This is a genomic window from Phenylobacterium sp. (assembly GCF_030646615.1).
In the GTDB taxonomy this organism is placed as follows: domain Bacteria; phylum Pseudomonadota; class Alphaproteobacteria; order Caulobacterales; family Caulobacteraceae; genus Phenylobacterium.
This window is the reverse complement of the sequence record NZ_JAUSLG010000082.1, coordinates 1-26201: the sequence shown is the minus strand read 5'-3', so window position 1 is coordinate 26201 and position 26201 is coordinate 1. Positions and strand designations below refer to the sequence as shown.

The 26201-nt window shown below is 68.2% G+C and carries 23 protein-coding genes; 14 read left to right on the top strand and 9 right to left on the bottom strand.

From position 1 onward, the window contains the following. Positions 1 to 27: 27 nt before the first annotated feature. Positions 28 to 1344, bottom strand: coding sequence for an amidohydrolase (locus Q7S93_RS14920; RefSeq protein ID WP_304714725.1), 1317 nt, complete (start codon positions 1342 to 1344; stop codon positions 28 to 30). Between the two features lie 2 nt (positions 1345 to 1346). After that, on the bottom strand, positions 1347 to 2477 hold the full coding sequence (locus Q7S93_RS14915) for an anhydro-N-acetylmuramic acid kinase (RefSeq protein ID WP_304714724.1): 1131 nt from the start codon (positions 2475 to 2477) through the stop codon (positions 1347 to 1349). Between the two features lie 257 nt (positions 2478 to 2734). Between Q7S93_RS14915 and tyrS the strand changes: the two genes are divergently transcribed. The 4 genes from tyrS (at position 2735) to Q7S93_RS14895 (ending at position 6463) form a co-directional block, all read left to right on the top strand. After that, positions 2735 to 3994, top strand: coding sequence for a tyrosine--tRNA ligase (gene tyrS, locus Q7S93_RS14910; protein ID WP_304714723.1), 1260 nt, complete (start codon positions 2735 to 2737; stop codon positions 3992 to 3994). Between the two features lie 27 nt (positions 3995 to 4021). Then, on the top strand, positions 4022 to 4492 hold the full coding sequence (locus Q7S93_RS14905; protein WP_304714722.1) for a peroxiredoxin: 471 nt from the start codon (positions 4022 to 4024) through the stop codon (positions 4490 to 4492). Positions 4493 to 4749: 257 nt separating this feature from the next. Further along, entirely contained in the window at positions 4750 to 5916 is a 1167-nt protein-coding gene (locus tag Q7S93_RS14900) for a M23 family metallopeptidase (RefSeq protein WP_304714721.1), read from the top strand. After that, positions 5894 to 6463: a bactofilin family protein gene (locus tag Q7S93_RS14895; RefSeq protein ID WP_304714720.1), complete on the top strand. Its 570-nt coding sequence runs from the start codon at positions 5894 to 5896 to the stop codon at positions 6461 to 6463. The genes Q7S93_RS14900 and Q7S93_RS14895 overlap by 23 nt, the downstream gene beginning before the upstream one ends. 80 nt (positions 6464 to 6543) lie before the next feature. Here Q7S93_RS14895 and prfB read toward each other — a convergent pair. From prfB to Q7S93_RS14880, 3 genes are all read right to left on the bottom strand, one after another. Then, positions 6544 to 7657, bottom strand: a protein-coding gene (prfB, locus tag Q7S93_RS14890) for a peptide chain release factor 2 (RefSeq protein ID WP_304714719.1) whose coding sequence is annotated in 2 segments (ribosomal slippage) — positions 6544 to 7587 and positions 7589 to 7657 — 1113 coding nt in all. Because the reading frame shifts where the segments join, the coding sequence is not laid out codon by codon here. A gap of 87 nt (positions 7658 to 7744) precedes the next feature. Then, positions 7745 to 10093, bottom strand: coding sequence for a penicillin-binding protein 1A (locus Q7S93_RS14885; RefSeq protein WP_370652178.1), 2349 nt, complete (start codon positions 10091 to 10093; stop codon positions 7745 to 7747). Between the two features lie 267 nt (positions 10094 to 10360). Beyond that, entirely contained in the window at positions 10361 to 11557 is a 1197-nt protein-coding gene (locus Q7S93_RS14880; RefSeq protein ID WP_304714718.1) for an N-acetylmuramoyl-L-alanine amidase family protein, read from the bottom strand. Positions 11558 to 11987: 430 nt separating this feature from the next. On the opposite strand from Q7S93_RS14880, the gene Q7S93_RS14875 reads away from it, so the two are divergent. The 3 genes from Q7S93_RS14875 (at position 11988) to Q7S93_RS14865 (ending at position 17058) form a co-directional block, all read left to right on the top strand. Further along, positions 11988 to 14744 carry an Rne/Rng family ribonuclease gene (locus Q7S93_RS14875; RefSeq protein WP_304714717.1) on the top strand — a complete coding sequence of 919 codons (2757 nt, stop codon included), beginning with the start codon at positions 11988 to 11990 and terminating at the stop codon, positions 14742 to 14744. Positions 14745 to 14797: 53 nt separating this feature from the next. Then, complete coding sequence (locus Q7S93_RS14870) at positions 14798 to 16261, top strand: M48 family metalloprotease (protein WP_304714716.1); 1464 nt, start codon at positions 14798 to 14800, stop codon at positions 16259 to 16261. Between the two features lie 71 nt (positions 16262 to 16332). Then, entirely contained in the window at positions 16333 to 17058 is a 726-nt protein-coding gene (locus Q7S93_RS14865; protein ID WP_304714715.1) for a DsbA family protein, read from the top strand. Positions 17059 to 17078: 20 nt separating this feature from the next. On the opposite strand, the gene Q7S93_RS14860 is transcribed toward Q7S93_RS14865, so the two are convergent. Both Q7S93_RS14860 and thiS read right to left on the bottom strand, forming a co-directional pair. After that, on the bottom strand, positions 17079 to 17879 hold the full coding sequence (locus Q7S93_RS14860) for a thiazole synthase (protein ID WP_304714713.1): 801 nt from the start codon (positions 17877 to 17879) through the stop codon (positions 17079 to 17081). 1 nt (position 17880) lies between these two features. Then, entirely contained in the window at positions 17881 to 18081 is a 201-nt protein-coding gene (gene thiS / locus Q7S93_RS14855; RefSeq protein ID WP_304714711.1) for a sulfur carrier protein ThiS, read from the bottom strand. Positions 18082 to 18169: 88 nt separating this feature from the next. Between thiS and Q7S93_RS14850 the strand changes: the two genes are divergently transcribed. The 4 genes from Q7S93_RS14850 to aat are packed head-to-tail and all read left to right on the top strand — an operon-like array spanning position 18170 to position 21114. Beyond that, positions 18170 to 18607, top strand: a complete 438-nt coding sequence (locus Q7S93_RS14850) for a type II 3-dehydroquinate dehydratase (protein WP_304714710.1) — start codon at positions 18170 to 18172, stop codon at positions 18605 to 18607. Between the two features lie 27 nt (positions 18608 to 18634). Beyond that, positions 18635 to 19105 carry an acetyl-CoA carboxylase biotin carboxyl carrier protein gene (gene accB, locus Q7S93_RS14845; protein ID WP_304714709.1) on the top strand — a complete coding sequence of 157 codons (471 nt, stop codon included), beginning with the start codon at positions 18635 to 18637 and terminating at the stop codon, positions 19103 to 19105. A 4-nt stretch (positions 19106 to 19109) separates the two neighbouring features. Then, complete coding sequence (gene accC, locus Q7S93_RS14840) at positions 19110 to 20462, top strand: acetyl-CoA carboxylase biotin carboxylase subunit (protein ID WP_304714707.1); 1353 nt, start codon at positions 19110 to 19112, stop codon at positions 20460 to 20462. Positions 20463 to 20466: 4 nt separating this feature from the next. Then, positions 20467 to 21114, top strand: a complete 648-nt coding sequence (gene aat, locus Q7S93_RS14835; RefSeq protein WP_304714705.1) for a leucyl/phenylalanyl-tRNA--protein transferase — start codon at positions 20467 to 20469, stop codon at positions 21112 to 21114. On the opposite strand, the gene Q7S93_RS14830 is transcribed toward aat, so the two are convergent. Both Q7S93_RS14830 and Q7S93_RS14825 read right to left on the bottom strand, forming a co-directional pair. After that, positions 21060 to 21662: a DUF2155 domain-containing protein gene (locus tag Q7S93_RS14830; RefSeq protein WP_304714703.1), complete on the bottom strand. Its 603-nt coding sequence runs from the start codon at positions 21660 to 21662 to the stop codon at positions 21060 to 21062. The two genes, aat and Q7S93_RS14830, sit on opposite strands and share 55 nt — an antisense overlap. Before the next feature lie 10 nt (positions 21663 to 21672). Next, positions 21673 to 22068, bottom strand: a complete 396-nt coding sequence (locus Q7S93_RS14825; RefSeq protein WP_304714701.1) for an NADH:ubiquinone oxidoreductase subunit NDUFA12 — start codon at positions 22066 to 22068, stop codon at positions 21673 to 21675. 168 nt (positions 22069 to 22236) lie between these two features. On the opposite strand from Q7S93_RS14825, the gene Q7S93_RS14820 reads away from it, so the two are divergent. The 3 genes from Q7S93_RS14820 to Q7S93_RS14810 all read left to right on the top strand — a co-directional run. Then, positions 22237 to 24738 (top strand): TSCPD domain-containing protein, encoded by a 2502-nt coding sequence (locus Q7S93_RS14820; protein WP_304714700.1) that lies wholly within the window; start codon positions 22237 to 22239, stop codon positions 24736 to 24738. A gap of 115 nt (positions 24739 to 24853) precedes the next feature. Next, positions 24854 to 25306, top strand: a complete 453-nt coding sequence (locus Q7S93_RS14815; protein WP_304714699.1) for a pentapeptide repeat-containing protein — start codon at positions 24854 to 24856, stop codon at positions 25304 to 25306. A gap of 75 nt (positions 25307 to 25381) precedes the next feature. Then, the coding region (locus tag Q7S93_RS14810) for a pentapeptide repeat-containing protein (RefSeq protein ID WP_304714698.1) at positions 25382 to 26201 on the top strand (820 nt) is incomplete at its 3' end.

The following is a 26201-nucleotide window of genomic DNA, read 5'->3' as shown; positions in this document are numbered from 1 at the left end:
AGCCCCCGATCGGCTGGGGCGATCGCCTCAGTCGGCCGGGCTGGTCGCCACCCGGTCCAGATAGTCCAGCGCCGTCAGCACCTGCGCTCGCACGCCCACCTCCAGCGCCGCCTCGTCGATGGTGAAGAAGGGCGAATGGTTCGTGCCCGCCGGATAGCCCACGCCCAGCCGGTAGAAGAGCCCCGGGACCACCGCCTGGAACTCCGCAAAGTCCTCGGCCCCGGTGATCAGGCTGGTCTCGGTCTCCGGCTGGCCGACTGCGGCAGTCGCAAGCGTCGGCGCCATGGCGCGGGCGAGGTCCGGATCGTTGCTCACCACCGGCGTTGAGCCGCCCAGGGTCAGCTCTCCCTTCGCGCCATAGCGCGCCACGATGCTGTCGACCGCCGTCTGCATCTTTTCGATGGTCGCCTGGCGCATGTCGGGATCGAAGGTCCGCAGGGTGCCGGCCATCATCATGTCTTCGGGGATGATGTTGTGGCGCACGCCGCTCTGGATCACCGCCACGGTGATGACGGTGGGCGAGCGGGCCACGTCGAGCTGCCGTGAGGCGATCTGGTTGAAGGCCTGGACGATCTCGGCGCTGAGGGACGCCAGGTCGACGCCGTCCCAGGGCCGGGCGCCATGGGTCTGCTTGCCCGTGATGCGGATCTCATAGGAGTCGGCCGCAGCCATCATCGGCCCGCTGCGATAGACGATGGCCCCCACATCGCCGGGGCTCACATGCAGGCCAAAGATGGCGCCGGGCTTCGGATTCTCCAGGGCGCCCTGCGCGATCATCATGGCGGCGCCGCCCTCTTCCCCAGGGGGCGCGCCCTCCTCGGCCGGCTGGAAGATCAGCACCACCGTGCCAGCGATCTCCTCGCGCATGCCGGCCAGAACCTCCGCCGCCCCCATCAGGATCGCCACATGGGCGTCGTGGCCGCAGGCGTGCATGACCGGCGTCGGCTGGCCGTTGTATTCGCCGATCACCTTCGAGGCGAAGGCCAAGCCGGTCTTCTCCTCCACCGGCAGGGCGTCCATGTCGGCGCGCAGGGCGACGACGCCGCCCGGCTTGCCGCCCTTCAGGGTCGCCACCACGCCCGTATGAGCTACGCCGGTGCGGACCTCATAGCCCAGGGCGCGGAGGTGATCGGCCACCAGGCCCGAGGTGCGGACCTCGCGGTTGCCCAGTTCCGGATGCTGATGGATATCCCGGCGCCAGGCCACGACCTTGGGCTGCAGGGCTCCGGCGGCGGCGAACACCACAGACTTGTGCGGACTCTCCTGGCCAAGCGCCGGCGCGGCCCAGGCCAGGACTCCAAACGCCACGCCCGCAAGGGCGACCTTGGTGATGCTGCGCGTCATGGTCAGCCCTCCTCTTTGACTTTGCCGGTTGGCGTGACGATGCGACCGCCCTTCATGGGCTCAGGCGCCCCCGTGGTGGCCGGGAACGAGATGGGCAGCTCCCGAGCCGTTCGGGCCGCCAGATAGGCGAAGGCCTCGGCCTCGATGGAATCGCCGCGCCAGTCGACCTCTTCGGCGGTGACCACCTGCGATTTCAGCCGCTCGCGCAGGGCCTTCATGATTTCGGGATTGTGCCGCCCGCCGCCACAGACGACCACCATGGTCGGGGCGGTCGCCAGCTTCTCGAACCCCATGCGGACCGCTTCGGCGGTGAAGGCGACCAGGGTGGCGGCCGCGTCCTCCAGCTTGAGGTCTTCCAGGGGGTCGAGGGAGAAGTCGTAGCGATCCAGGGACTTGGGTGGCGGGGCGTCGAAATAGGGATGAGCCAGCAGAGCCCGCAGCAGCCCCTCGTCCACCAGGCCGACGCTGGCATAGTTGCCCTTGTCATCATAGCGGCCGGCGCCGCGGGCCTGGACCAGCAGGTCGATCATGCCGTTGCCGGGGCCGGTGTCGAAGGCGGTCAGCTCGCCCACCCCCGACCAGAGGGTGACATTGGCCACCCCGCCGATGTTCAGCACCGCGATGGGCGGGCTCATCTCCGAGGCCCTGGCCCGCGCCAGATGGTAGACCGGCGCCAGCGGCGCCCCCTCGCCGCCGGCCGCCACATCGGCGCTGCGGAAATCGAAGGCCACGGGGACACCGGTCTCCTCGGCCAGCCAGGCCGCATCGCCCAGCTGCACCGTGCGGCCGATCTGGCCGTCCTTGGGGCGCTCGTGCAGCACGGTCTGGCCATGCATGCCGATCAGGTCGATGTCGGCCCAGGTCAGGTCATGGTCGGCGAGGAAGGCTTCGGCGGCCTCGAAATGCTCCTTGGCGATGGCGGCCGAGGCCTGCGCAAACACCTCCGGTTCCGGCGTGCCCCGCGGCCAGTCCCGGGCGGCTTCGGTTGCGGCCAGCACCACCTTGCGCACGGCGTCGGAAAGCTTGCGCTCCCCGGCTGGCCCAAAGGCGTCGATCGTCTCTCCGTCGGTCTCCAGCACCGCCATATCGACGGCGTCCAGGGAGGTTCCGGTCATGAATCCCAGTACACGCATGCCCATTGACTGCCATGGCTTGAAGCCGCTAGCTAGCCGCCATGATCGACGCCCGCGCCAACACCGGCCTCTATTACCGCGCCCCCTAAGGCGGCGCGGCTCGATCCCCTGCGCCCACCAACCAGGTCGGCGCGCCCTTCGAACTCCTCGAACCCAGCGTTTCCGGCCCTGCGCCACCGGAGACTGCTCAGATGACTCTCGAACTATCCGATCCCAGCGTGCTAGAGCCCGGGCCTTCCCACTCGAAGCCCGGCCCCATGACCAGCGAACCTGCGTTCAAATCCGAATTCCTGCGTCTGATGCAGACGCGCGGCTACATCCACCAGATCACCCATCCGGCGGAGCTGGACGCCGCCTGCCTGGCGGGACCGATCGTCGCCTACATCGGTTTCGACGCCACGGCGTCCAGCCTGCATGTGGGCCACATGATCCAGATCATGATGCTGCGCCGTCTGCAGCAGGCTGGCCATAAGCCTGTGGTGCTCATGGGGGGCGGCACGACCAAGGTCGGCGATCCCACCGACAAGGACAGCCAGCGCCCCCTGCTCACCGATGAGCAAATCCAGGCCAATATCGACAGCATCCAGGCCGTGTTCCGGCGGTTCCTGACGTTCGGCGATGGGCCGACGGACGCTGTGATGGTGAACAACGCCGAGTGGCTCGACCGCTTCGGCTACGTCCAGTTCCTGCGCGACTACGGCGTCCATTTCACCATCAACCGCATGCTGAGCTTCGACAGCGTCAAGAACCGGCTGGACCGCGAACAGCCGATGACCTTCCTTGAGTTCAACTACATGCTGATGCAGTCGGTGGACTTCCTGGAGCTCGAGCGGCGCCATGGCTGCCTGCTGCAGATGGGCGGGTCGGACCAGTGGGGCAATATCGTCAACGGAGTGGAGTTGATCCGCCGGGTCGACCAGAAGCCGGCCTTTGGTCTGACCACGCCCCTGCTCTCCACCGCGTCGGGTCAGAAGATGGGCAAGAGCGTCGGCGGGGCCGTCTGGCTGAACGCCGACATGCGCAGTCCCTACGACTACTGGCAGTTCTGGCGGAACACCGAGGACGCCGATGTCGGCCGCTTCATGCGGCTGTTCACCGACCTGCCCCTGGACGAGATCGCCCGGCTGGAAAGCCTCGAAGGCGCCCAGATCAACGAGGCCAAGAAGGTGTTGGCCAATGCGGCCACCACCCTGCTTCACGGCGAAGAGGCCGCCCAGGCGGCTGAGGCGGCTGCAGTCGCCGCCTTCGAACAGGGCCAGCTGTCCACCGACCTGCCGAGCTTCGAGATCCCGCGCGGCGATCTCGAGGCCGGCGTCGTCCTGGCCGCCCTGGCCGCTGACGCCGGGCTGGCGGCCTCCCGTGGCGAAGCCCGTCGCCTGGCCCAGGGCGGCGGTCTGCGGGTCAACGACACGGCCGAGACCGACGCCAACCGCACCCTGGGCGTCGCCGACCTGGTGGACGGCGTCATAAAACTGGCGGCGGGTAAAAAGAAGATCGTCCTGGTCCGGCCCGTCTAAGCCGGCCCCCTTTTGCGAGGAACCAACATGGCTGAACTTGAGGTGGGCGCTGAGGCCCCGGCCTTCGAACTGGAAGGGCCGGACGGCCCGTTCCGCCTGGCCGATTTCGCCGGCCAGACCCTGGTGCTCTATTTCTATCCCAAGGACGACACCTCCGGCTGCACCAAGGAGGCGATCGATTTTTCAGAAATGCTGGGCGCCTTCCAGGCGGCCGGCGCCGGGATTCTGGGCGTCTCCAAGGACTCCGTCGCCTCCCACGGGAAGTTCGCCGCCAAGCATGACCTGAAGGTCGCCCTCGGATCGGACCCCAGCGGGACGGTCATCGAGACCTACGGGGCCTGGGTCGAAAAGAGCATGTATGGCCGCAAATACATGGGAATCGATCGATCGACCTTCCTGATCGACGGCGACGGAAAGATCGCCGGTATCTGGCGTAAGGTGAAGGTTCCCGGCCATGCCGCCGCAGTGCTCAAGGCGGCGCAGGCGCTCAAGGGCTGAGCGTCCTGACAGCTACAACACCGGGCGATGGAACCTTTCTTCAGCGCCCGGTGTTGTAGAATTGTCGCGTGACGCCGGAATGTAGAATTGCGCCCCTGGGCGCATCTGATCCGTGTGGCGCGGCGATTCAGTCTCGTCTAACGAGATGATTGGATGCTAGCGATTTGCCGCCCTGCGCTCTCTTGTAGCGGGAAGGGTCTTGCGCGTGGCATGCGTCTCATTGCATATCGTGCTCACTGCTCCTGATCACTGCAGCGATGAGCATGACACGCATAACGCGCCTCCGCCGTTCGCTCGAAGAGCTGTTCCCCGAACGCCATCTCTATGTCCGCTCCGGCGGCGAGATGCGCGCCTACGTCCTGACCACATCCAAGCAACTGATGGCCGCCGCCGGTGTCGGCGCCGCGGCCCTCTGGATGGGGATCTGCACCGCGGCCATGATGGTCAACGGCATGCAGATGTCGGCGAGCGACCAGGAAATCGCCCGCACCCAGGCCAAGTACGAACGCTGGATCGCCGATCGGCAGGCCCGGCTGAACAGCGCCGTGGCCCAGCTGAACGCCACCAACGGCTCGATCGACGATCTCGCCCTGTCGGTGGAAAAGCGCCACGCCGCCCTGGCCATGCTGCTGAGCGATTATAAGACCACCCCCGGCGCGGCTGACGCCCTGGCTCCGGAAATCCAAAGGGCGTCGGCCGATCTCAGCGTCACCGATCCGGTCCGCCGCATCGAGCTGGTGCGAGCGGGTCAGGAGCGCCTGCTGGACTCCGCCGACTCCTTCGCCAAGGGCCGAGCCGAGCGCCTCCGCATGGCCTTCCGCCTGGCTGGCCTCAGCCCCAACGGCTATGCGCCCAAGTCCGGCGAGCTTGGCGGCCCGCTGATCGAGGCCAAGGACCCCAGCGCTCTGGCCGCCGTCCTGGACGTGGACGAGGACTTCGCCGCCCGTATCCAGCACGCCGCCACCAATCTGTCGGAGGCCCGCACGCTCGGCGCCGCCGCCGAGAAGCTGCCCCTGGCGAAGCCGACCACGGCGGGCCGGCAGTCCAGCGGGTTTGGCGTGCGGTTTGACCCCTTCACCAAGCGTCCGGCCTTCCATTCCGGCCTGGATTTTGGCGGCGGCTTCATGACGCCGATCCTGGCCACCGGCCCGGGCGTGGTGTCGTTCGCCGGCGTCCGCTCAGGCTATGGCAACACGGTCGAGATCGACCACGGACAGGGCTTCAAGACCCGCTACGCCCACATGCAGGGCATTGCGGTCAAACCCGGCCAGCGGGTGGCGGTGGGGCAGCGGGTCGGCGGCATGGGCTCCACCGGCCGGTCCACCGGCGTGCATCTCCATTATGAAGTCTGGGTCAACGGCCGTGCGCAAAATCCCAGCCGTTTCGTGAAGGCGGGCGAGTATGTTCAGCAAGCAGCAGACTAAGCCTGACCCGGCCAAGTCGCCGGTGAAGTTCGATCCGCCGGCCCTGTCGGCGCCCGATGGCGGAGCGCCTCGCAAAACCACCCCCAAGGTCGCCTCCCTGGTGGCCGAGAACATCACCCTTGAAGGTTCGCTGAGCGGCGAAGGCGAGCTTCACATCGACGGCGTCGTCCGCGGGGATGTTCGCATCGCCAAGCTGACCATCGGCGACACCGGCCATGTCGAAGGGGCGATCTATGCCGATGTGGTCGAAGCCCGCGGCCGGGTGATCGGCTCCATCACCGCCAAGCAGGTCCGCCTCTATGGCACCTCCTATGTGGATGGCGACATCACCCATGAGCAGTTGGCCATGGAAACCGGGGCCTTCTTCCAGGGGCGCAGCCTGAAGTTCCAACGCCCGCCGGCGCCACCGGCCGCGACGGCCACGGCGACGTCCCCCTTGTCATCGAGCGCCACGGCGACCGACATCACGCCGGCCAAGTCGTCCGGCCTTGAGGTTCCCGCCGCCCCCGCCAGCAGCAGCGCGCCGCAGCCCAAGCCGGTCTTCTAAGGCTTAAACCTCGACCTCAGGACGGCGTGCAGCGAGTTCACCAAAGACGAGGCGCAGGCTCACCTGCGCCTCGTTTCGATTCAGGGCTCGCGGGTGACGCCGACCCGCTGGGCCAATGAGGCGCCCATGAAGGCGTCCAGGTCCCCGTCCAGGACCCCGTCGGTGTCGGAGGTCTCCACGTCGGTCCGCAGATCCTTGACCATCTGATAGGGCTGCAGGACATAGGAGCGGATCTGGTGCCCCCAGCCGATGTCGGTCTTCTGGTCCTCCAGGGCCTGCTGTTCGGCCTCGCGGCGCTGCAGCTCGCGCTCATAGAGCCGGGCCCGCAGCATCTTCCAGGCCTCTTCCCGGTTGGCGTGCTGGGACCGGCCCGCCTGGCAGGCCACCACGACGCCGGTGGGAATGTGGGTCAGTCGAACGGCGGAGTCGGTCTTGTTGATGTGCTGACCGCCGGCGCCCGAAGCCCGGTAAGTGTCGGTCCGCACGTCAGCCGGATTGATCTCGATCTCGATCGTATCGTCCACCACCGGGAACACCCAGACCGACGCAAAGCTCGTGTGCCGCTTGGCGTTGGCGTCGAAGGGCGAGATGCGCACCAGACGGTGGACCCCGGCCTCGGTCTTCAGCCAGCCATAGGCGTTGGCGCCCTTGACCTGCAGCGTGGCCGACTTGATGCCGGCCTGTTCCCCGGAGGTCTCTTCGATCAGCTCGACACTCATGCCGTGCTGCTGGGCCCAGCGGCTGTACATGCGCAGCAGCATGCCGGCCCAGTCATTGGACTCCGTCCCGCCGGCGCCGGAATTGATTTCCACATAGGCGTCGTTGCCGTCGGCCTCGCCTGACAGCAGGGCTTCCAGTTCCGCCCGGGCGGCGCGCTCCTTGATAGCCCGCATTTCGGCGCGGGCTTCCTCCAGGCTGTCTTCGTCGCCCTCTTCGTCCGCCATCTCGGCCAGGGCGACCGCGTCCTCAAGGCCTCGTTCGAGACTGCGCACGGCGTCGACCTGGCCGGCCAGGCGCTGGCGTTCGCGCATCAGGGCCTGGGCTTGCGCCGCGTCATCCCAAAGGGTCGGGTCTTCGACCCGGGCGTTCAGTTCGTCGAGGTGTCGTAGGGCAGGTTCCCAGTCAAAGACGCCTCCTGAGCAGTCCGATGGACTGCTCGATGTCGGCCGCCATGGCCTCGACATCCGCTCTCATGGATCGCTCCTGGCAATCGGTGGTGATCCCCTGCCCCCTCGCGACGGCAGGCGATTGAAGGGGCCGCGGGATAACGCGACCACCGGCCTAATACAATCCGCTCATGTCATCGGCGGGGCTGGCGGCCTCGCCGGCGTTGCCGGCGCCCGACACCCGTCCATCTGGCCAAACCTTGTTGTACGGCATGGGGCCGCCGGACCCCGGCGTCACGGTGGGCGTCGGCGCCCGCGGCTCAGTGCCCGGGCGGAAGGCTTCGCGGATGCCGCGAACGGTGGCGTACTTGGCGTTCTCGGGCGCTTTGAACTCGGCCGCCGGGACGCCCTTGATGGCTTCCTGCATGAAGGCGGTGAAGACCGGGGCCGCCGCCGTCGTGCCGGTCTCGCCGTAGCCGAGGGGCCGGTTGTCATCGAAGCCGATGAAGATCCCGGCGACGATCTGCGGCGTGAAGCCCACGAACCAGGCGCTGCGATACTCGTTGGTCGTACCCGTCTTGCCCCCCACCGGGCGGCCCAGCACCGAGACCGAGGTCGCCGTACCCCGCTGGACCACGCCCTGCAGCATGGAATTGATCTGATATGCGGTGATCGGGTCCATCACCTGCTCGCCGCTCAGGGGCACGCGAGGACTTTCGTCCCCACTGAAGCCGACATTGCAGCGGGGGCAGTCCCGGCGATCGGCCCGGTAGATCACCTTGCCCTCGCGATCCTGCACCAGTTCGATCAGGTGGGGGTCGATCCTGCGGCCGCCGTTGACGAAGGCCGCATAGGCCGCGGTCAGGCGATAGGGCGTCGTCTCGCCCGCCCCCAGGGACATGGCCAGCACCGGCGCCATCTCATCGACCACGCCCATCTTCACGGCCAGGTCGCTGATCTTGCGCATGCCGACGCCCTGGGCCAGCCGCACGGTCATGGCGTTGCGCGACAGTTCCAGGCCCCGACGCAGGGTCAGCGAGCCGTAGTAGCGGCGGTTATAGTTTTCCGGAGTCCAGGTCTCGCCTTCCGTGGCGCCCTGCAGGGTGATCATGGAGTCCATCACCTGGCTGGCCGGGGTGTAGCCGTTTTCGAGGGCAGCCGCATAAACGATCGGCTTGAAGGCCGAGCCCGGCTGACGCATCGCCTGGGTCGCCCGGTTAAAGCTCGACAGCGAGAAGGAATAGCCCCCCACCATGGCCAGGACCCGACCGGAATAGGGTTCGATGGCCACCAGGGCGCCATTGACCTGCGGCACCTGACGCAGGCGATAGGCGCCGCCGGCCTGGGCCGGAGGCTCCACAAAGACCAGGTCGCCGACAGCCAGGCCCTTGCCGGCCCGCGCCCAGGCCACGTCTTCGCCGGCCAGCGGCCCCTCAGCGCCGCTTTCGGCGACCTCGATGCGCACATCGCCGCCGCTGGCGCGGGTGACGACGGCGGCTCGCCACTGGCGGCGCTCGGCCGGCGCGGTCTGCTTGCGCGCCGCCTCCTGCCAGCCCGGCGCGATCTCGACCTGGCCCCAGGCCCCGCGCCAGCCATGGCGACGGTCGTACTGTTCCAGGCCGTTCATCAGCGCCACCCGGGCCGCGGTCTGCAGCCGCGGATCGAGGGTGGTGCGCATATAGTAGCCACCCTCGTTGAGGCGGGCGCCCAGGGTGTTCAGTCCGCGACGGCGGACTTCTTCGACGAAATAGTCGGCGTCGCGGTACTTGGCGCGGGTCGGCGCGTCCTGGACCACCAGGTCCTCGGCCATGGCCGCATCGGCCTCCTCGCGGGTGACCCAGCCGAGATCGGCCATCTCGCCGATCACCCAGTTGCGCCGAATGATGGCCGCCTCTTTGCGCCGCTGGGGATGGTAGTTCTGCGGCCCCTTGGGCAAGGCCGCGAGATAGGCGGCCTCGGCCAGGGTCAGGTCGGTGATCGACTTGCCGAAGTAGTTATAGGCCGCCGCCCCCACGCCATAGGAACGATAGCCCAGCCAGATTTCATTCAGATAGAGCTCGAGGATCTGTTCCTTGCCCAGGGTCTTCTCCAGACGCTGGGCGAGCACGGCTTCCTTGAACTTGCGGCCGATGGTGGCGTCGCTGTTCAGCAGGACGTTCTTGGCCACCTGCTGGGTGATGGTGGAGCCGCCCTCCAGCCGCCGGCCCTGGGCGGCGTTGAGCACGTTCTTCATCATCGCCCGGGTGAGCCCCATGGCGTCGACGCCGCCATGTTCGAAGAAGTTGCGGTCCTCGGCGGCCATGAAGGCCTGCACCATGTGGGCGGGCATCTGGTCGTAGGGCACATAGATGCGCCGCTCGCGGGAGAACTCGCCGATCAGCGTGCCGTCCCAGGCATAGGCCCGCGTCGAGGTGGGGGGACGATAGTCCACCAGGTCGCCGGCGTCGGGCATGTCGTGGAACAGCCAGGCGGCATAGATCGCCACGGCGAAACCCGCCACGGCGACAATGCTCAGGACCGCCACGCCGACGATCGCGACCCATCTCTCAGGGGGATGCAACTGTGCTGACCTCCGCGGGCGCCCTCACCCCGTGCGTCGTCATCTAGAGCGCGTTCCGATAGGTGGGAACCGATTATCGGACGAAACGCGCTCAAGACTTGGAGTCTGGAGCCTGGTTCAACGATCAGACGGTTCGGTCTGATCGCATCAGGCTCTAGCGCGCATCGCGCCGGGCGCCAACGGCCCGGACGCCGCAGCCGGCCTACAGATCGAGACGATCCAAAGGCGGGATCAGCGGGCGGCGACCTGGGTCTGCTGGACGAAGTAGTCGTCGATGGCGTCGCCCACGCCGTTCATGAACCGCGACAGCCGGCCGGCGTCGAGCAGGGCGGCCTCGTCCTCGGCGTTGGTGACAAAGCCCATCTCCAGCAGGATGGCCGGCACGTCCGGCGCCAGCAGGACGACAAAGCCGGCGTCCCGATGGCTGCGCCGCAACAGGGGCATGTGGTTGTCGGCCCGGGCCAGCACCAGTTCGGCGAAGCTGGCCGAGCGATTCTTGGTCGCCCGCTGGGTCAGGTCGAACAGGATGTCGCGCACCCCGCTGTCGCCGCCATTGTGGCTTGAGTTCATGAACCAGTCGTCCTTGGACACGAACTGGGCGGCGCGGCCGGAGGCCTGCTCGGAGAGGGTGTAGACCGAGGTCCCACGGGTCTTGGCGTCGGCGCCGGCGTCGGCGTGCAGGGAGATAAAGAGATCGGCGCCGGCCCGGCGGGCGATCTGCACGCGGCTCTCCAGCGGCACATAGACGTCGCTCTTGCGGGTCATCACCACCTTGTACTTGCCGCTGCGCTCCAGGCGCGACTGCAGGGCCAGGGCGGCGGCGAGGTTGACGTCCTTCTCATAGGAGCGCGCGCCGCGGGCGCCGGAATCCTTGCCCCCATGGCCTGCGTCGATGACGATCACCTTCTTGAGCGCCAGGGGCTTGGGCGCGGGCGCGGGCGCGGCGGGACGACGGGCGGGTCGAGCGGTGAAGTTCGCCGTGGGCGCGCCGACGGCGGCCACATCGATCACATAGCGATAATGACCGACGCCGTCGGCGGGCGGCAGCAGGAAGCGGCGCTTGATCACCCCCTGCCCGGCCAGGTCGATCTGAAGACGGGCGGCGCCTTGGGACTGGTCGATCATCCAGGCGCGGATCAGGCCGCGGCCAGACCCCTGAAGGCTGGCCTTGGCGTCGACGCCCGGCAAGGACATGACCACACGCCCGTCGGAGCCGTCCTGAGACACCTTGCCCGTGGCGCCGCGATCCAGGTCGATGACCAGGCGCGTTTCGACCGCGTCGCCACCCAGGCGCACGCCCAGCACGCCGGCCTCGGGCGCTGCGGCATGCGACACAGCGACCGCCGCCAGGCCGCCGATGGTCGCCGCAACGACACCGGCGCTCAGCAGTCGCGCCTTTCGGAAAACCTTGCCCAGCCTTGCAAGCATACGCCTACACACCCACCAACACGCTTTTTTTGAGTTCAACGTGCAGTAGATCAGATCGCCGTGGAAAAAGGGTTAAGGGACTCCAATCGGTTGAGCTTCACGAGGTGGGCTGCGACGACGGCTTTCCTTTTTCCATCCACTGTTGCAAAGTCGCGCCGCGCACGGAGGGGCGTGACTCACTATGCCCCCCAGCCGCGCGAAACACTTGCGTCGGCCCGACCACGAGGTTCGGAGACGACGCTTCACCGATCCCCGCCTTGCAGGCGTGACTAGGACACACCCATGGGCAGCGTCGCCCCAGCCCCATTCCGGCGACTGGCCGGCCTCGCGGCCGCCTCCGTTGCTGTGAACAGAGACCCTGCGCGCGCCCTCATAATTAGCCGGCAGCGCCCGAACTCGACGTTCGTGGCGCGCCGTGGAGATTCACTAAATGTCGAAGAAGATGCTTATCGATGCAGCCCACGCCGAAGAGACGCGCGTGGTGCTCATCGACGGAACGCGTGTTGAAGATTTCGATTTCGAGAGCAAGAACCGGAAGCAACTCAGAGGGAATATCTACCTCGCCAAGGTGACCCGGGTGGAGCCCAGCCTCCAGGCGGCCTTCATCGAGTACGGCGGCAACCGCCACGGCTTCCTCGCCTTCAACGAAATCCATCCCGACTACTACCAGATCCCGGTCGCCGACCGCGAAGCCCTGCTGCGCGAAGAGGCCGAGGAAGAAGACGCCTTCGAGCCCGGCCGGGGCGCGGCGTCCGACCCGGACGATGAGGAGTCCGAGGCCGTCGTGGACGAAGACGACGTCATGGAAGAAGAGGTGGCCCGCCGCCGCCGCCGTCTCATGCGCAAGTACAAGATCCAGGAAGTGATCCGCCGCCGGCAGATCATGCTGGTCCAGGTGGTCAAGGAGGAACGCGGCAACAAGGGCGCGGCGCTCACCACCTATCTCTCCCTGGCCGGGCGCTACGGCGTCCTCATGCCCAACACCGCCCGCGGCGGCGGCATCAGCCGCAAGATCACCACGGCCACCGACCGTAAGCGCCTGAAGGGCGTGGTCCAGGGGCTGGACGTGCCGCAGGGCATGGGCCTGATCGTGCGCACCGCCGGCGCCAAGCGGACCAAGGCCGAGATCAAGCGCGACTACGAATACCTCCTGCGCCTGTGGGAGAATATCCGTGAAAACACCCTCCACTCGATCGCGCCCGCGCTGATCTACGAGGAAGAGGACCTGGTGAAGCGGGCGATCCGCGACCTCTATGACAAGGACATCGAAGGGGTCTTCGTCGAGGGCGAAGCCGGCTTCAAGGAAGCGCGCGACTTCATGCGCATGCTGATGCCGTCCCAGGCCAAGAAGGTGCAGGCCTATCGCGACCCCGAGCCGCTGTTCGTGCGCTACAAGGTCGAGGATCACCTGTCGCAGATCTACAGCCCCGTGGTTCCCTTGCGGTCCGGCGGCTATCTGGTGATCAACCAGACCGAGGCCTTGGTGGCCGTCGATGTGAACTCCGGCAAATCGACCCGTGAGCGCAACATCGAAGCCACCGCGCTCAAGACGAACCTCGAGGCCGCCGAGGAGACCGCCCGGCAGCTGCGCCTGCGCGATCTGGCCGGCCTGATCGTCATCGACTTCATCGACATGGATGAGTCGAAGAACAATCGCGCCGTCGAGAAGAAGCTCAAGGACGCCCTGAAGGACGACCGCGCCCGCATCCAGATGGGCAAGATCAGCTCCTTCGGCCTGATGGAGATCAGCCGCCAGCGCCGCCGCACCGGCGTGCTCGAAGGCACGACCCACGTCTGCGAGCATTGCAACGGCACCGGTCGGGTCCGCTCGGTGGAGTCCAGCGCGCTGGCCACCCTGCGCGCCCTGGAGATCGAGGCCCTGAAGGGCGGCGGCGAAGCGACGCTGAAGGCGCCGCGGGCCGTGGCCCTCTACATCCTCAATGAGAAGCGCGCCCATCTGGCCCGCATCCACGAGACCTTTGGCCTCTTCGTCACCGTCGTGGTCGATGACGCCATGCCGCACGCCGACTACGAGATCGAGCGCACGGCCAGCGAAACCCGGCCCGACCACGCCGTGGTCGCTCGCACCGCGCCGCGGATCGACCCGGTCTATGACGACGCCGAATTCGACGATGTCGATGAGGATGAGGACGACGAGGACGAGGACGAGGACGAGGCTGAAGACGAGGTCCGCACCGCTCGCGTCGCCGATGACAACGACGACGACGACGAGAATGAGGTCCGCGCTGAGCGCCCCCGCGAGGAATTCTCCGCCGAAGACGACGCCGATGGCCGCACCCGCGGTCGTGGCCGCCGTCGCCGCCGTCGCGGCGGTCGTCGCGACGAGGAAGACCGGCCGCCCGCATCGCCCGAGGTCGCTGACGCGTCCGATCCGCGCCTCGATGACGAGAATGGCGGCCGCCGCCGGCGTCGTGGCCGTCGAGGCGGCCGGCGCCTGCGTGAGGACCGTCCGGGCGAAGCCTTCGCCTGGGTCCGTCCCTGGGTGCCCTATGGCGAAGACCCCTTCGTCTGGTTCGACCTCTCCGAAGACCAGCGGATGGCCGTCCCTGAGCCTGGCGACACCCGTGAGGCCGGCGACACCCGTGAGGAACGTCCGGCTCAGCTGAGCCCGGCCGCGGCACAAGCAGACGCCGAGGCCCCCACGCTCGCCACCTCCAACGCCGCCCCCGCCGCCCATGGCGAGGACGACATGTGGGTCGAACTGCCCGAGCCGGACCAAAAGCCGAAGCGCCGCCGCTCGCGGGCCAAGGCCAAGTCGGCGCCTGAAACCGTCGAGGCGGTCGCCGCAGACACGGTGGCGGACACGGTGGAAGCCGCGCCGGTCGCCGAAGTTGAGCCGGCGGCGGAAGCCCCAGCGGTCGAGGCTGAGCCCGAGGTGGTCAAGCCCAAGCGCGCCCGCACCCGTCGCAAGGCCGAGCCCAAGGCCGAGATCGCAGCGGAATCAGCCGGCGACGAGGCCCTGGTCACCGACGCGCCTCCGGCCCAGCCGGCCGTCGAGCCCGAGCCCGCCGCCCAGCCCGAACCTGAACCGGTGATGGCCCAGGCTGCGGCGGCCGCCGAGCCCGAGGCCATTCCGGAACCGGCTTCGGCCCCGGCCGAAGCCGATCCGGCGGAGATCACCTCCCCGCCCTCCAAGCCTCGTCGAGGCTGGTGGCGGCGCGGTTGACGGGTTAGGCTCTAAATCAAGGGCGTCGGGGGGAAGCGATCGAGAGTGTATGCATGGCCTCCCCCCTGCGTTCCCTGAGCGGGCCTTCGGCTCAAACCCTCCAGCCCCTGCGGGCTGGCGGGGATCTGCTGCGGAAGACTGTCGCCCGGCTGGCCCTTTCGGCGGCCCTGGTCGCGGCGCCGATGGTCGCCCAAGCGCAGTCACGCGATCAGATTTCCCTCATTCGGGACACCGAGATCGAGGCGATCCTGCGGGCCGACGCCGAGCCGATCCTGAAGGCCGCCGGCCTTAATCCCGACAGCATCGAAATCCTGCTGATCGGCGGCAAGGACCTTCAGGCCTTCGCCGCGCCGGGCACCATGGGGATCTATACGGGCCTGATCCTCGAATCTGAGAATCCCAACCAGCTGCAGGGCGTCATCGCCCACGAAGTCGGTCACCTGGCCGCCGGCCACAGCGCCCGCTCCGGCGAGATGCAGCGGGCGGGCATGCAGCCCTTCCTTCTGACCATGGGTCTTGGGGTCCTGGCCGCCTTCGCCGGCGCCGGTGACGCCGCCATCGCCCTGATGGGCAGCGCAGGTCAGTTCGGCACGCTGGCGGCCCTCGGCTACAGCCGCGAACAGGAAAGCCGCGCCGACCAGGCGGGCCTTGGCCTGCTGGATCGCGCCGGCATATCGGGCAAGGGGCTGGTCCAGTTCTTCGATAATTTCCGCTACCAGGAAGTCTTCCAGGAAGCCCGGCGCTACGCCTATTTCCGCAGCCACCCGCTGTCGTCCGAGCGGATCGACACGCTGCGGCGCAAGGCTGAAACCCTGCCGGACTGGGACAAGGTCGACACCGAAGAGGCGATGCTCGAGCACGCGATCATGAAGGCCAAGCTGCAGGGCTTCCTCAATCCTCAGCGCGCCATTGTCGATTACAGCGAGAAGGACGAGTCCTATCCCGCGCGCTATGCCCGGGCCATCGCCTATTACCAGATGAAGGAGCCGGATCGGGCCATCAGCCTGATCGAGACCCTCCTCGTCGAGCAGCCGGACAACGCCTATCTCTGGGAGCTCAAGGGCCAGATCCTGTTCGAGTTCGGCCGCACCAAAGAGGCGGAGGCCCCCCAGCGCAAGTCGGTGGAACTGATGCCCGAGGCGCCGCTTCTGCGGGTCAATCTCGGCCAGACCCTCATCGCCATGAATGACGAGGCCAAGCTGGACGAAGGCATCGCCGAACTGCGCCACGCGCTCGCCCAGGAGAATGACAACGCCGTGGCCTGGCGACTCCTGGCCCAAGGCTATGATCGCCGCGGCGACGACGGGTCGGCCAGACTGGCGACAGCGGAGTACAATTTCCATGTGGGCAATCGCCAGCAGGCCCGGGTGTTCGCCATGCGCGCCCGCGACATGCTGACCCGCGACACGCCGGAATGGCGCCGGGCCACCGATATCGTGCTCACCTCCAACCCCTCCCGCGAGGACCTGCGCGAACTGGCGCAGGAAGGCGCGATCACCACCGGCTCGGTGCGCTAGCCCGGTCTTCGGCCCTCCGGGTCGCTCTCCGGGGTCGCATTGCGCGCCAAACCTCCCTATCTGGACGTCTGATGAGAAAGCCCTTGCCTGTTCTTGCGGCGCTATGCGCCTCCGCCCTCGCCCTGTCCGCCTGCGACCGGGCGTCCGACGACGCCTTCGGCGAGCGCGTGCGCGCCTACCTGATCGAAAATCCCGAAGTGATCGAAGAGGCGGTCCAGGCGCTGGGCAAGAAGCGCGAGACGGAGGCCGCCCAGGCCGCCGTCTCGGCCATCGAGGCCAACCGCACGGCCCTGGAGCGGGACCCCCGCGACTTCGTGGCCAATCCGAACGGCGCGATCACCCTGACGGAGTTCTTCGATTACCGCTGCGGCTACTGCAAGATTGCCGCGCCGGAGATCCAGGAGATCATCGACAACAATCCCGACGTCCGGGTGGTCTTCAAGGAATTCCCCATCTTCGGCGAACAGTCCGATGAAACCGCCGCCATCATGCTGACCGACCAGGCCAAGGCCAAGACCCTGGAGTTGCATGAGCGACTGATGGCGGAAAAGAGCCTCGACGATGCGGCGCTGAACCGTCACCTGCGCGCCGTCGGCATCGACCCCGCCGCCGTCCGCGAGGCGGCCAAGGCGCCGGCCATCCAGCAGCAACTCGCCGACACCCACGACCTGGCCCAGGCCCTCGGCATCAACGGCACCCCAGCCTTCGTCATTGGCGACCGCCTGATTTCCGGCGCTGACATGGAGTCGGTCAAGGCCGCCATCGTCAACGCCAAGGCCGCCAAGCTCGGCTCCTGATCGCCTCGGCCTCTGTCAGGCTAGATCAGGCCCGACAGGGGGGATGACGGATCGGCATACATCCGCTTGGGCATCCGCCCGGCAAGATAGGCCTGGCGGCCGGCCAGCACCGCATGGCGCATGGCGCTGGCCATCAGGATCGGGTCCCGGGCCTCGGCGATGGCGGTGTTCATCAGCACCGCGTCGCAGCCCAACTCCATGGCCACGGCGGCGTCCGACGCGGTGCCGACTCCGGCGTCCACCAGGACCGGCACCTTGGCCTGCTCGATGATCAGGCCGAGATTCAACATGTTCTGGATGCCACGACCCGAGCCAATGGGCGCGCCCAAAGGCATGATGGCGGCGGCGCCGGCCTCCTCCAGTTTCTGGGCATAGACCGGGTCGTCGCTGCAATAGACCATGACCTCGAAGCCATCGGCGATCAGCAGCTTCAGCGCCCGCAGGGTCTCTTCCATGTCCGGCAACAGGTGCTTGGTGTTGGAGAGCACCTCCAGCTTGACCAGGTTCCAGCCGCCGGCCTCCCGGGCCAGGCGCAGGGTGCGCACGGCGTCCTCGCCGGTGAAGCAGCCGGCGGTGTTGGGCAGGAAGGTGAAGCGGTCAGGCTTCACATGATCGACCAGCATGGGCTGGCTGGGATCGGACAGGTTCACGCGGCGGATCGCCACGGTGACGATCTCGGCGCCCGCCGCCTCGGCGGCGGCGGCGTTGGTGGCGTAGTCTTTGTACTTTCCCGTGCCGATGATCAGCCGCGAGGTGAAGGTGCGGCCGGCCACGGTCCAGGTGTCTTCAACCCCTGCGGGCCTTTGGCTTGCGTCGTCCATGTCAGCCGCCTCCGATAAAGTGCACGATCTCGATCCGGTCCCCATCGGCCACTGGGGTGCGGTCATAGGCCGAGCGCGGCACGATCTCCAGGTTGCGCTCCACCGCCACCTTGCGGGGGTCGAGACCCAGTTCGCTCACGAGCGCGGCCAAGTGCGGCAAGGGCGGGAGGGTACGGGCTTCGCCGTTGATCGTCAGGTTCATGCTCAACTCTCACGGCGGCCTGCCGCCGGGATGCTTGTGACCCCCGCCTGCGAACGTTACAAGACACCGGAATCGCCGGCGGAGCCGAATGTCCAAACCGATCTATGTGTTGAGCGGGCCCAATCTCAACCTCCTGGGCGTCCGTGAGCCTCAGATTTATGGGAAAGAGACCCTGGACGACGTTCGCGCAGCCTGCGAGCGGCGGGCCGACGCCCTTGGCCGCACGGTGGTCTTCCATCAATCCAACCACGAAGGCGTGCTGATCGACTGGGTGCAGGAGGCGCGAACCGCCGCCAGCGCCCTGGTCATCAATCCCGCCGGCTATGGCCACACCTCGATTGCGCTTCTGGACGCCCTGAAGACCCTCGAGATTCCGGTGGTGGAATGCCATCTTTCGAACCCGGCGGCGCGCGAGACGTTCCGTCGACACACCTATGTGTCCCTCGCCGCGACAGGAGTCGTGTCAGGCTTCGGCGTGGCGAGCTATGAACTGGCCGTCGAGGCCGCGGCGCGGCTCAGCGCCTGACGCCCACCAGCAGCAAGGATCCCCTCCATGGCTAGCAGCCCCAAGGCTTCCGCCGATCCCCTCGACGCACGTCTGGTGCGCACCCTGGCCGACATCCTGACGGAGACCGGCCTGTCGGAAATCGAAGTCGAGCGCGACGGGCTGAAGATCCGCGTCGCCCGTCAGCTGAACGTGACCGCCACCGTGGCGGCTCCGGCCCCAGTCGCTGTGGCCGCTGCAGCCCCTGCGGGGGACGCCGCGCCGGTCCCCGTGGCCCGCGCCGCCGGCGACGCCGTCAATTCCCCCATGGTCGGCACCGTCTATCTGCAGCCGCAGCCCGGCGCCGCCAGCTTCATCAAGGTCGGCGACACGGTCGCCGCCGGCCAGACCCTAATGATCATCGAAGCCATGAAAACCATGAACCCGATCCCCGCGCCCCGCGCCGGCAAGGTGGTCGAGATCATGGTGGCAGACGCCCAGCCCGTCGAGTTCGGCGAGCCGCTCGTCATCATCGAGTAGATCGATGTTCGAGAAAATCCTGATCGCCAACCGGGGCGAGATCGCCCTCCGCGTTCACCGGGCCTGCAAGGAGATGGGAATCTCCACTGTGGCCGTGCACTCCACCGCTGATTCCGGCGCCATGTGGGTGCGCCTGGCTGATGAAAGCGTCTGCATCGGCCCGCCGTCGGCCGCCAAGAGCTATCTCAACATCCCGGCCATCATCGCCGCGGCCGAGATCACCGGCGCCCAGGCCATCCATCCTGGCTACGGCTTCCTGTCGGAGAACGCCCGGTTCGCCGACATCGTCGGGGCCCATGGCTTCACCTTCATCGGGCCCAAGCCCGAGCACATCCAGATGATGGGCGACAAGATCACCGCCAAGCAGGCGGTGATGAAGGCCGGCATTCCTGTGGTCCCCGGCTCGGCCGGCGCGCTCACCACCGAAGAAGAGGCCCTGGCCGCCGCCGAGGAGATCGGCTTTCCCGTCCTGATCAAGGCCGCCGCCGGCGGCGGCGGGCGGGGCATGAAGGTGGCCCTGGACCGCGAGAGCCTGGCCGAGGCGGTCAGCACCGCCCGGGCCGAGGCCCAGGCCGCCTTCGGCGACGGCGCGGTCTATATGGAGCGCTATCTCCAGAAGCCGCGTCACATCGAGATCCAGGTCATCGCCGACTCCGTCGGCAATGTCTGCCACCTGGGGGAGCGCGACTGCTCCCTGCAGCGCCGCCACCAGAAGGTGCTGGAAGAGGCCCCCTCCCCGGCCATCGACGCCGCGGCCCGGGCCAAGATCGGCAAGGTGGTGGTCGATGCGATCAAGGCCATCGGCTATCTCGGCGTCGGCACCATCGAATTCCTGTATGAGAACGGCGAGTTCTTCTTCATCGAGATGAACACCCGCCTGCAGGTGGAGCATCCGGTCACCGAAGCCATCACCGGCATCGACCTGGTGCGCGAACAGATCCGCATCGCTGCGGGCCTGCCGCTCTCCTTCACCCAGGAGCAGGTGGTCTTCGAAGGTCACGCCATCGAGTGCCGGATCAACGCCGAGAACGCCCGCACCTTCCGCCCCTCGCCGGGCAAGGTCACCGACTTCCACGCCCCGGGGGGCCTGGGCGTCCGCCTGGATTCGGCGGTCTATGCCGGCTACGTGATCCCGCCGGACTATGACAGCCTGATCGGTAAGCTCATCGTCCACGGGCGTGACCGCGAGGAATGCCTGGCGCGGGTCAATCGCTGCCTGGGCGAGATGGTGGTCGGCGGGGTGGATACGACCATTCCGCTCTTCCAGGAGCTGATGCTTCAGCCTGAGATCATCGCCGGCGACTACAACATTCACTGGCTGGAAAAGTGGATCAAGGCCCAGGCTGACGAAGCCTGAGGCCATGGAAGCCTTCGGCCCGCTGCAGCTGCTGGCCTGCTACACTCGCGGCGTCTTTCCGATGGCCGACGCCCGGGAGGACGACCGCATCTTCCTGGTCGATCCGGAACATCGTGGCGTCCTGCCGCTGGAGGGCTTCCACGTGCCCCGGCGGCTGGCGCGGACGGTGCGATCCGAGCCGTTCGAGATCCGGTTCGACACGGCGTTCGACACGGTGGTGGCGCTTTGTGCGGAAGCCGCGCCCGACCGGCCCGAAACCTGGATCAACCCGGTCATCCAGGATCTCTATTCCGAGCTTCACGCCATGGGCTGCGCCCACAGTGTCGAGTGCTGGCGTGATGGCGTCCTGGTCGGCGGCCTGTATGGCGTATCCCTGGGGGGCGCCTTTTTCGGCGAGAGCATGTTCTCCCGGGCGACGGACGCGTCCAAGGTCGCCCTGGTGCATCTGGTCGCCCGCCTGATCGTCGGCGGCTATCGCCTGCTGGACGCCCAGTTCATCACCGATCACCTGACCCAGTTCGCCGCCGAAGAGGTTCCGCGCGCCGACTATCACCGGCGCCTCGCCCTGGCCCTGGGTGAGCCCGCCGATTTCGGAGATCAGCCGCCGCTGGCTGGCGACGAGGCCCTGCAGGTGATCAGCCAGGCGTCATAGACCGGGTGCTCCAGGGGATGGAGCGCCGGCGAAGCCGCATACATCCATCCACGATAGGCCTGACGGGGCGGCGGCGTCGGCAATCCCGCCCGCCGGCGGGGCTGGGAGTCGATGGTGATATAGGCGATGGCGTCCGGCGCCGGTTCGTCCGGCGCCGCCAACTCGCAGGCCCGCACGGTGAAGACCAGGCTCTTGTAGCGGATGGGCTGGCCCACGGGGGCTTCGAACCGGATGGTCTCGGCGCTGATCTTGTCCAGGGCCTGGATGATGGCGACATCGTAGCGCGCCCGTTTCAGGGGCGGCTTGGGTTCCGGCGCAGGGTCTGGCGCGCGGGCCGCCTGACTGTCTTCCCGAGCCTCGTCGATCTCCGGCGCCGGCTCAGGCGGCGGGGCGACGTCGGGGAGTTCCAGACTGGGCCCGGGCGTGGCCTGGGGCGGCGAAGGTTGCGGCTGCGCGGCGGGCGCTTCCGGGGCCGTCTGGGCGACCACCGCGCCGGCGGCGAGTCCGACCAGGCCCAGGCCGAGGATCAGGGCGCGCGAACGGCGCATCAGCCGACGCCTATTCCGGCGTCCAGGGCAGATAGTCCCCCGTCGCCTTCTGGCGCTCCCCGCCCCGGGCCAGGGAGCCCTGGGGGCGGTAGGCGTGGATGGTGCCCGTCAGATTGGGCCGGTGGTCCTTTTCCCAGGGCTGGCGCAACAGGGGCGCGGTCACCGGGGACTCATCGAAGGTGTAGTGTAGCCAGCCATGCCATTCGGCCGGGACCTTGGAGGCCTCGGCATAGCCTGAAAAGATCACCCAGCGGCGCTTGCGGCCGTCATAGGAATCCGAGGCGTCCTTGGCCTCGTAATAGCGGTTGCCATAGTCGTCCTGGCCCACGAACACGCCGCGGCGGCCGATGTGGAAGCGCGCGCCGAGCGAGGCGCCGTTCCACCAGGTGAAGATCGCTTTGAACACGTTGGACTGACCCGGCTGGCACGAATTTCGGCCGGACTATAGGTCCCCGCCCCCGGATCGTCCAGCACCCCGCCGATCTCAACATCTTGGGGATGAAGCGGCTCTCGCACGCAACATCTATTGCCCGGTTGGCAGGCCCTTTCTAGGCTGCGCCCAAGGGAGTCTGAGATGAGTCTGGAGAGCGGCAGGGTGGAGCGGCGCACGCTGGAGCGCAGGGACGACGTGGTCGAGGTCGCCGCCCCGTCCGCCTGGCCCAACGCCCGGGTCGAGGCCTGGCTCGACTGGGCTGACGGCGACACTGATCTGCCCGCCGCCATATTCCGGTTCGCCGAGGCGCAGGTGAAGTCCGGCCAGCGGCTGGGCCTGTTCGAGGGCGTGGGCGCCCGGGGCCGATTCCGCCGGGAGCTGGGCGCCGCCCTGCTGGCAGGCCAGATCGCCCTGCGCGCCGTCTCACCCACCGTCCCCGACCACCTCGAGGATCCCGAGACTCTGCTGGAGAGCCTGGCCCGCTACCGGGCCGCCCACCGGGGCCGACGCAGCGCCATGGAGGCCGCCGCCGCCCTGGGCGAAAGGCTGCAGGCCGTGGCCGACGCCATCCATCGCTGCCATGGCGATCCTGACGCCTGCGCCGATCCGCAACGCAATCCGAGCCTGGCCCGCGCCGCCGAGGCCGCCCGCGCCGCCGGCGCCTCCGACTGGGCCATCCTCGACGCCATCAGCCTGGCCAAGGCCGGCGAAACCCGGCTGCCCGCCACGGCGCCGGCGCTGGCTGATCTGGCGCCCCTCCTGGCTCGAGCGCCGACCGAAGCCCTGCCGGCCCTCGACCGCGCCCTGGCCCTCACCGCCTGGGAAACCGGCGGCCTGACCGTGGCGTTCGACACGCCTGCGCCGCCGGCCGGGGCGCTGGGCGGCGTCAACCTGATGGCGTTCGGCGGCGGCGAGGCCTTCGATGTCGGCAGCTTTGAGGCGGCGGTGGGCCTGTTGGCCACGGCCCTGGCCTGCCTGGCGGAGGGCGAACCCGCCGTGCTGGGCCTGGCCGGCCTGGCGGACTGGCTGGCCGCCCAGGGCCTGGCCTACGATTCTGACGAGGGCAGGACGGCCGCCCGCGACCTCTTCGAGCGCGCGCGCCTGGCGGCCCACGCCGCCTGCCCGCTCCTCAATGGCGGCCCCGGCGTGTTCGATGATCCGGAACTCGCCCTGATGCTCGGCGGGGCCAGCGCGGCCGGCGAGCCCTGGGAAGGCCCCGTCACCTTCGCCGAGACCGCCGATGGCCACATCGTGCGGGTGGTGAGCGAGGCGGCCCTCTGTGGCCTGCAGGCCATCGGCGCCGACCTGGACGCCGCCCGCTGGCGACTGCTCGGCCATGGCAGCCTGGAAAACGCCCCGGGCGTCGACCACGCCGCCCTGACAGCCCGCGGCTTCACCGAGCACGAGATCGGCGCGGTCGAGGCCGCCCTGCCCTACTGCCTGGCCCTGCGCGAGGCCTTCCGCCCCGAAGTGGTCGGTGAGGGCTTCCTGGCCGACGTTCTGGGGGCGCCCGGCGAGGATCTGCATGATCCGCGGTTCGACGCCCTGCGCGTCATGGGCTTCACCGAGGCCGAGATCGCCGCGGCCCAGGCTTACGCTCTGGGCGCCAACCGCCTGGAAGGCCCAGACCTGGACGGCCCACAGCAGGCGGTCTTCCTCACCGCCGATGACCTGGGCCCAGCCCCCTATCTCGCCCTCTTGGCGCACATTCAGCCAGCCTTGACCCAGCCGGCCCAGGCCGATTTCACCCTGCCCTGGGACGCCAGCCTGGACGACGTTCAGACCCTGATGGACCAGGCGAGACACGCCGGGGTCGGCGCCGTGCGCATCCAGCGCGCCGACCCGTCGGCCTATCAGGGCCTCGACCTGCCCTTGGCGCGGGAGACCGCACGGCCAGAACCGCTCCGCGCCGAGCCGCCGCCGGCCGCCTCTGCGCCACCGGAAGAGCGGATCGTCGAGCGCGTGGTGGAGCGCGAGCGCGCCCGCCGCAAGCTGCCCGACCGCCGCAAGGGCTATATCCAGAAGGCCTCGGTGGGGGGCCACAAGGTCTATCTGCACACCGGCGAGTACGACGAAGGGGAACTCGGCGAGATCTTCATCGACATGCACAAGGAGGGTGCGGCCTTCCGATCGCTGATGAACAACTTCGCCATCGCCGTCTCCATCGGCCTCCAGTACGGGGTGCCCCTGGACGAGTTCGTCGAGGCCTTCGTCTTCACCCGCTTCGAGCCGGCCGGTCCGGTGACCGGGAACGATTCGGTGCGCTCGGCGACGTCGATCCTGGACTATGTGTTCCGCGAACTCGGCGTTTCCTATCTGGGCCGGGATGACCTGGCCAACGCCGATCCCGACGAGCTCAACGCCGATGGCCTTGGCCGCGGCAAGGCCGATGAGCCAGCGCTGGCCGCCGGCGAGCCGCAGCCGGCCTCGCGCTACATCTCCAAAGGTTTCTCCCGCGGGGCTGCGCCGGATAACCTCGTGGTCCTGTCGCTGGCCGATCATCGGGCAAGCCGGGCGCAGAGCACGCAGGCGGCCGATGTCTGTGCGGCCTGCGGCGACATCGCCGTGGTGCGCAAGGGCGCCAGCCTGATCTGCGAGACCTGCGGCGCCCGAGCCGGAAAGATCGACGACCAGGCGGGCTAGGGAGCGACGCACACCTGGCCTTAAGCTTGCAGGGTCTAGGGCCAGACCTGTTCCTTTGCTGACAAGGCGTCGCCCTATGAGACTGACGAGATCCTTCCTCGCTCTGGCTGCGGTCATGGCGATCGCAACCCCGGCCGCCGCTCAGAACGCCGGCCAGATCAGTCAGGCCCGCAACGGGGCGAGCTGCCCCAAGTGCAATCTCTTCCAGGCCGATCTCAGCGGCCTGACGCTCAGTGGCAAGAGCTACGCCGGGGCGCGGCTTCGCCAGGCCGACCTCAGCCTGTCGATCATGACGCGGACGAGCTTTGCGGGCGGCGACCTGCGGGATGTGGAGGCCTATGGCGGGCTCTTCACCGGCGCCAACTTCAGCGGCGCGAACCTGACCAACGCCAGCTTTGTCGGAACCCATCTGCAGGGCGCCAGCTTCCGGGGCGCCAACCTGACCGGGACCAATTTCTCCGGCGCCGAGATGGATCGGGCCACCGGCCTCACCCAGGGCCAGCTCAACGCCGCCTGCGGCGACAGCGCCACGCGCCTGCCGGGCAACCTCCGTATCCCGGCCTGCTAGGGTCGGAAAATTACTGCGATTTAAGTGGTCTTTCCGCCTGTGGCGTCACAGATGAAGGCTCGACACGGAGCCTGTATGACCCGACTGACCCATCTTCTCGTCCTGATCGCCGCCCTGGGCGCCCTGGTTCCCGGCGTCGCCAGCGCCCTGACCAGCGACAAGGCGGTTGCCCGGATGGTGGCCTTCGGCGGCTCCTGCGCCAAGTGCGAACTGTCGGGCCGCAAGCTCGCCGGCGCCCGCTTCATGGGGGCCGACTTCACCGGCGCCGCCCTGGTGGGCTCGGACCTGCGCGGCGCGCTTTTCCATGGCTCGGCCTTCAGCAACGCCGACCTGTCGCGGGCCGACATGTCCGAAAGCGCCATGATGGGGGCGACATTTGACGGGGCGAACCTGTCCGACGCCCGGCTCCGTTCGGCCGTAGCCAACGGCGCCGACTTTTCCAACGCCAACCTCAGCGGCGCCGATCTGCGCGAACTCGAAGGCAGCGGCTCCAACTTCGCCTCAGCAAACCTGCAGAAGGCGCGTCTGGACGAGGCCGAGCTCAATGGCGTGAACTTTTCTCGGGTCGACGCCCGGGGCGCCGACTTCAGCGAAGCCGAGCTCACCGCCGCCAACCTCCAGAGGGGCCGGTTCGACAACGTGTCGTTTCGTGACGCCGAGCTCGACATGGCCAGCCTTCGGGGCGCCACCTTCGCCGGCGCCGACTTCCGCGGAGCCAGTCTGGACCGCACCGATATCGGCGGCGTAGACCTCTCCCGCGCCCGCGGCCTCAAGCAATCTCAGCTGGATGACGCCTGCGCCGACGGCGGCACCAAGGCGCCCTCAGGTCTCACGGCCAAGACCTGCGGCGGGCCGCGCGTCGTGGTTCGCGTGCGCGCCGCACCGGCGCCGCCCG

What these genes read in the sequence shown, in the direction of transcription:
- Q7S93_RS14920 (WP_304714725.1), bottom strand. Translation starts at nt 1,344, where the DNA reads ATGACGCGCAGCATCACCAAGGTCGCCCTTGCGGGCGTGGCGTTTGGA.
- Q7S93_RS14915 (WP_304714724.1), bottom strand. Translation starts at nt 2,477, where the DNA reads ATGCGTGTACTGGGATTCATGACCGGAACCTCCCTGGACGCCGTCGAT.
- tyrS (WP_304714723.1), top strand. Translation starts at nt 2,735, where the DNA reads ATGACCAGCGAACCTGCGTTCAAATCCGAATTCCTGCGTCTGATGCAG.
- Q7S93_RS14905 (WP_304714722.1), top strand. Translation starts at nt 4,022, where the DNA reads ATGGCTGAACTTGAGGTGGGCGCTGAGGCCCCGGCCTTCGAACTGGAA.
- Q7S93_RS14900 (WP_304714721.1), top strand. Translation starts at nt 4,750, where the DNA reads ATGAGCATGACACGCATAACGCGCCTCCGCCGTTCGCTCGAAGAGCTG.
- Q7S93_RS14895 (WP_304714720.1), top strand. Translation starts at nt 5,894, where the DNA reads ATGTTCAGCAAGCAGCAGACTAAGCCTGACCCGGCCAAGTCGCCGGTG.
- Q7S93_RS14880 (WP_304714718.1), bottom strand. Translation starts at nt 11,557, where the DNA reads ATGCTTGCAAGGCTGGGCAAGGTTTTCCGAAAGGCGCGACTGCTGAGC.
- Q7S93_RS14875 (WP_304714717.1), top strand. Translation starts at nt 11,988, where the DNA reads ATGTCGAAGAAGATGCTTATCGATGCAGCCCACGCCGAAGAGACGCGC.
- Q7S93_RS14870 (WP_304714716.1), top strand. Translation starts at nt 14,798, where the DNA reads ATGGCCTCCCCCCTGCGTTCCCTGAGCGGGCCTTCGGCTCAAACCCTC.
- Q7S93_RS14865 (WP_304714715.1), top strand. Translation starts at nt 16,333, where the DNA reads ATGAGAAAGCCCTTGCCTGTTCTTGCGGCGCTATGCGCCTCCGCCCTC.
- Q7S93_RS14860 (WP_304714713.1), bottom strand. Translation starts at nt 17,879, where the DNA reads ATGGACGACGCAAGCCAAAGGCCCGCAGGGGTTGAAGACACCTGGACC.
- thiS (WP_304714711.1), bottom strand. Translation starts at nt 18,081, where the DNA reads ATGAACCTGACGATCAACGGCGAAGCCCGTACCCTCCCGCCCTTGCCG.
- Q7S93_RS14850 (WP_304714710.1), top strand. Translation starts at nt 18,170, where the DNA reads ATGTCCAAACCGATCTATGTGTTGAGCGGGCCCAATCTCAACCTCCTG.
- accB (WP_304714709.1), top strand. Translation starts at nt 18,635, where the DNA reads ATGGCTAGCAGCCCCAAGGCTTCCGCCGATCCCCTCGACGCACGTCTG.
- accC (WP_304714707.1), top strand. Translation starts at nt 19,110, where the DNA reads ATGTTCGAGAAAATCCTGATCGCCAACCGGGGCGAGATCGCCCTCCGC.
- aat (WP_304714705.1), top strand. Translation starts at nt 20,467, where the DNA reads ATGGAAGCCTTCGGCCCGCTGCAGCTGCTGGCCTGCTACACTCGCGGC.
- Q7S93_RS14830 (WP_304714703.1), bottom strand. Translation starts at nt 21,662, where the DNA reads ATGCGCCGTTCGCGCGCCCTGATCCTCGGCCTGGGCCTGGTCGGACTC.
- Q7S93_RS14820 (WP_304714700.1), top strand. Translation starts at nt 22,237, where the DNA reads ATGAGTCTGGAGAGCGGCAGGGTGGAGCGGCGCACGCTGGAGCGCAGG.
- Q7S93_RS14815 (WP_304714699.1), top strand. Translation starts at nt 24,854, where the DNA reads ATGGCGATCGCAACCCCGGCCGCCGCTCAGAACGCCGGCCAGATCAGT.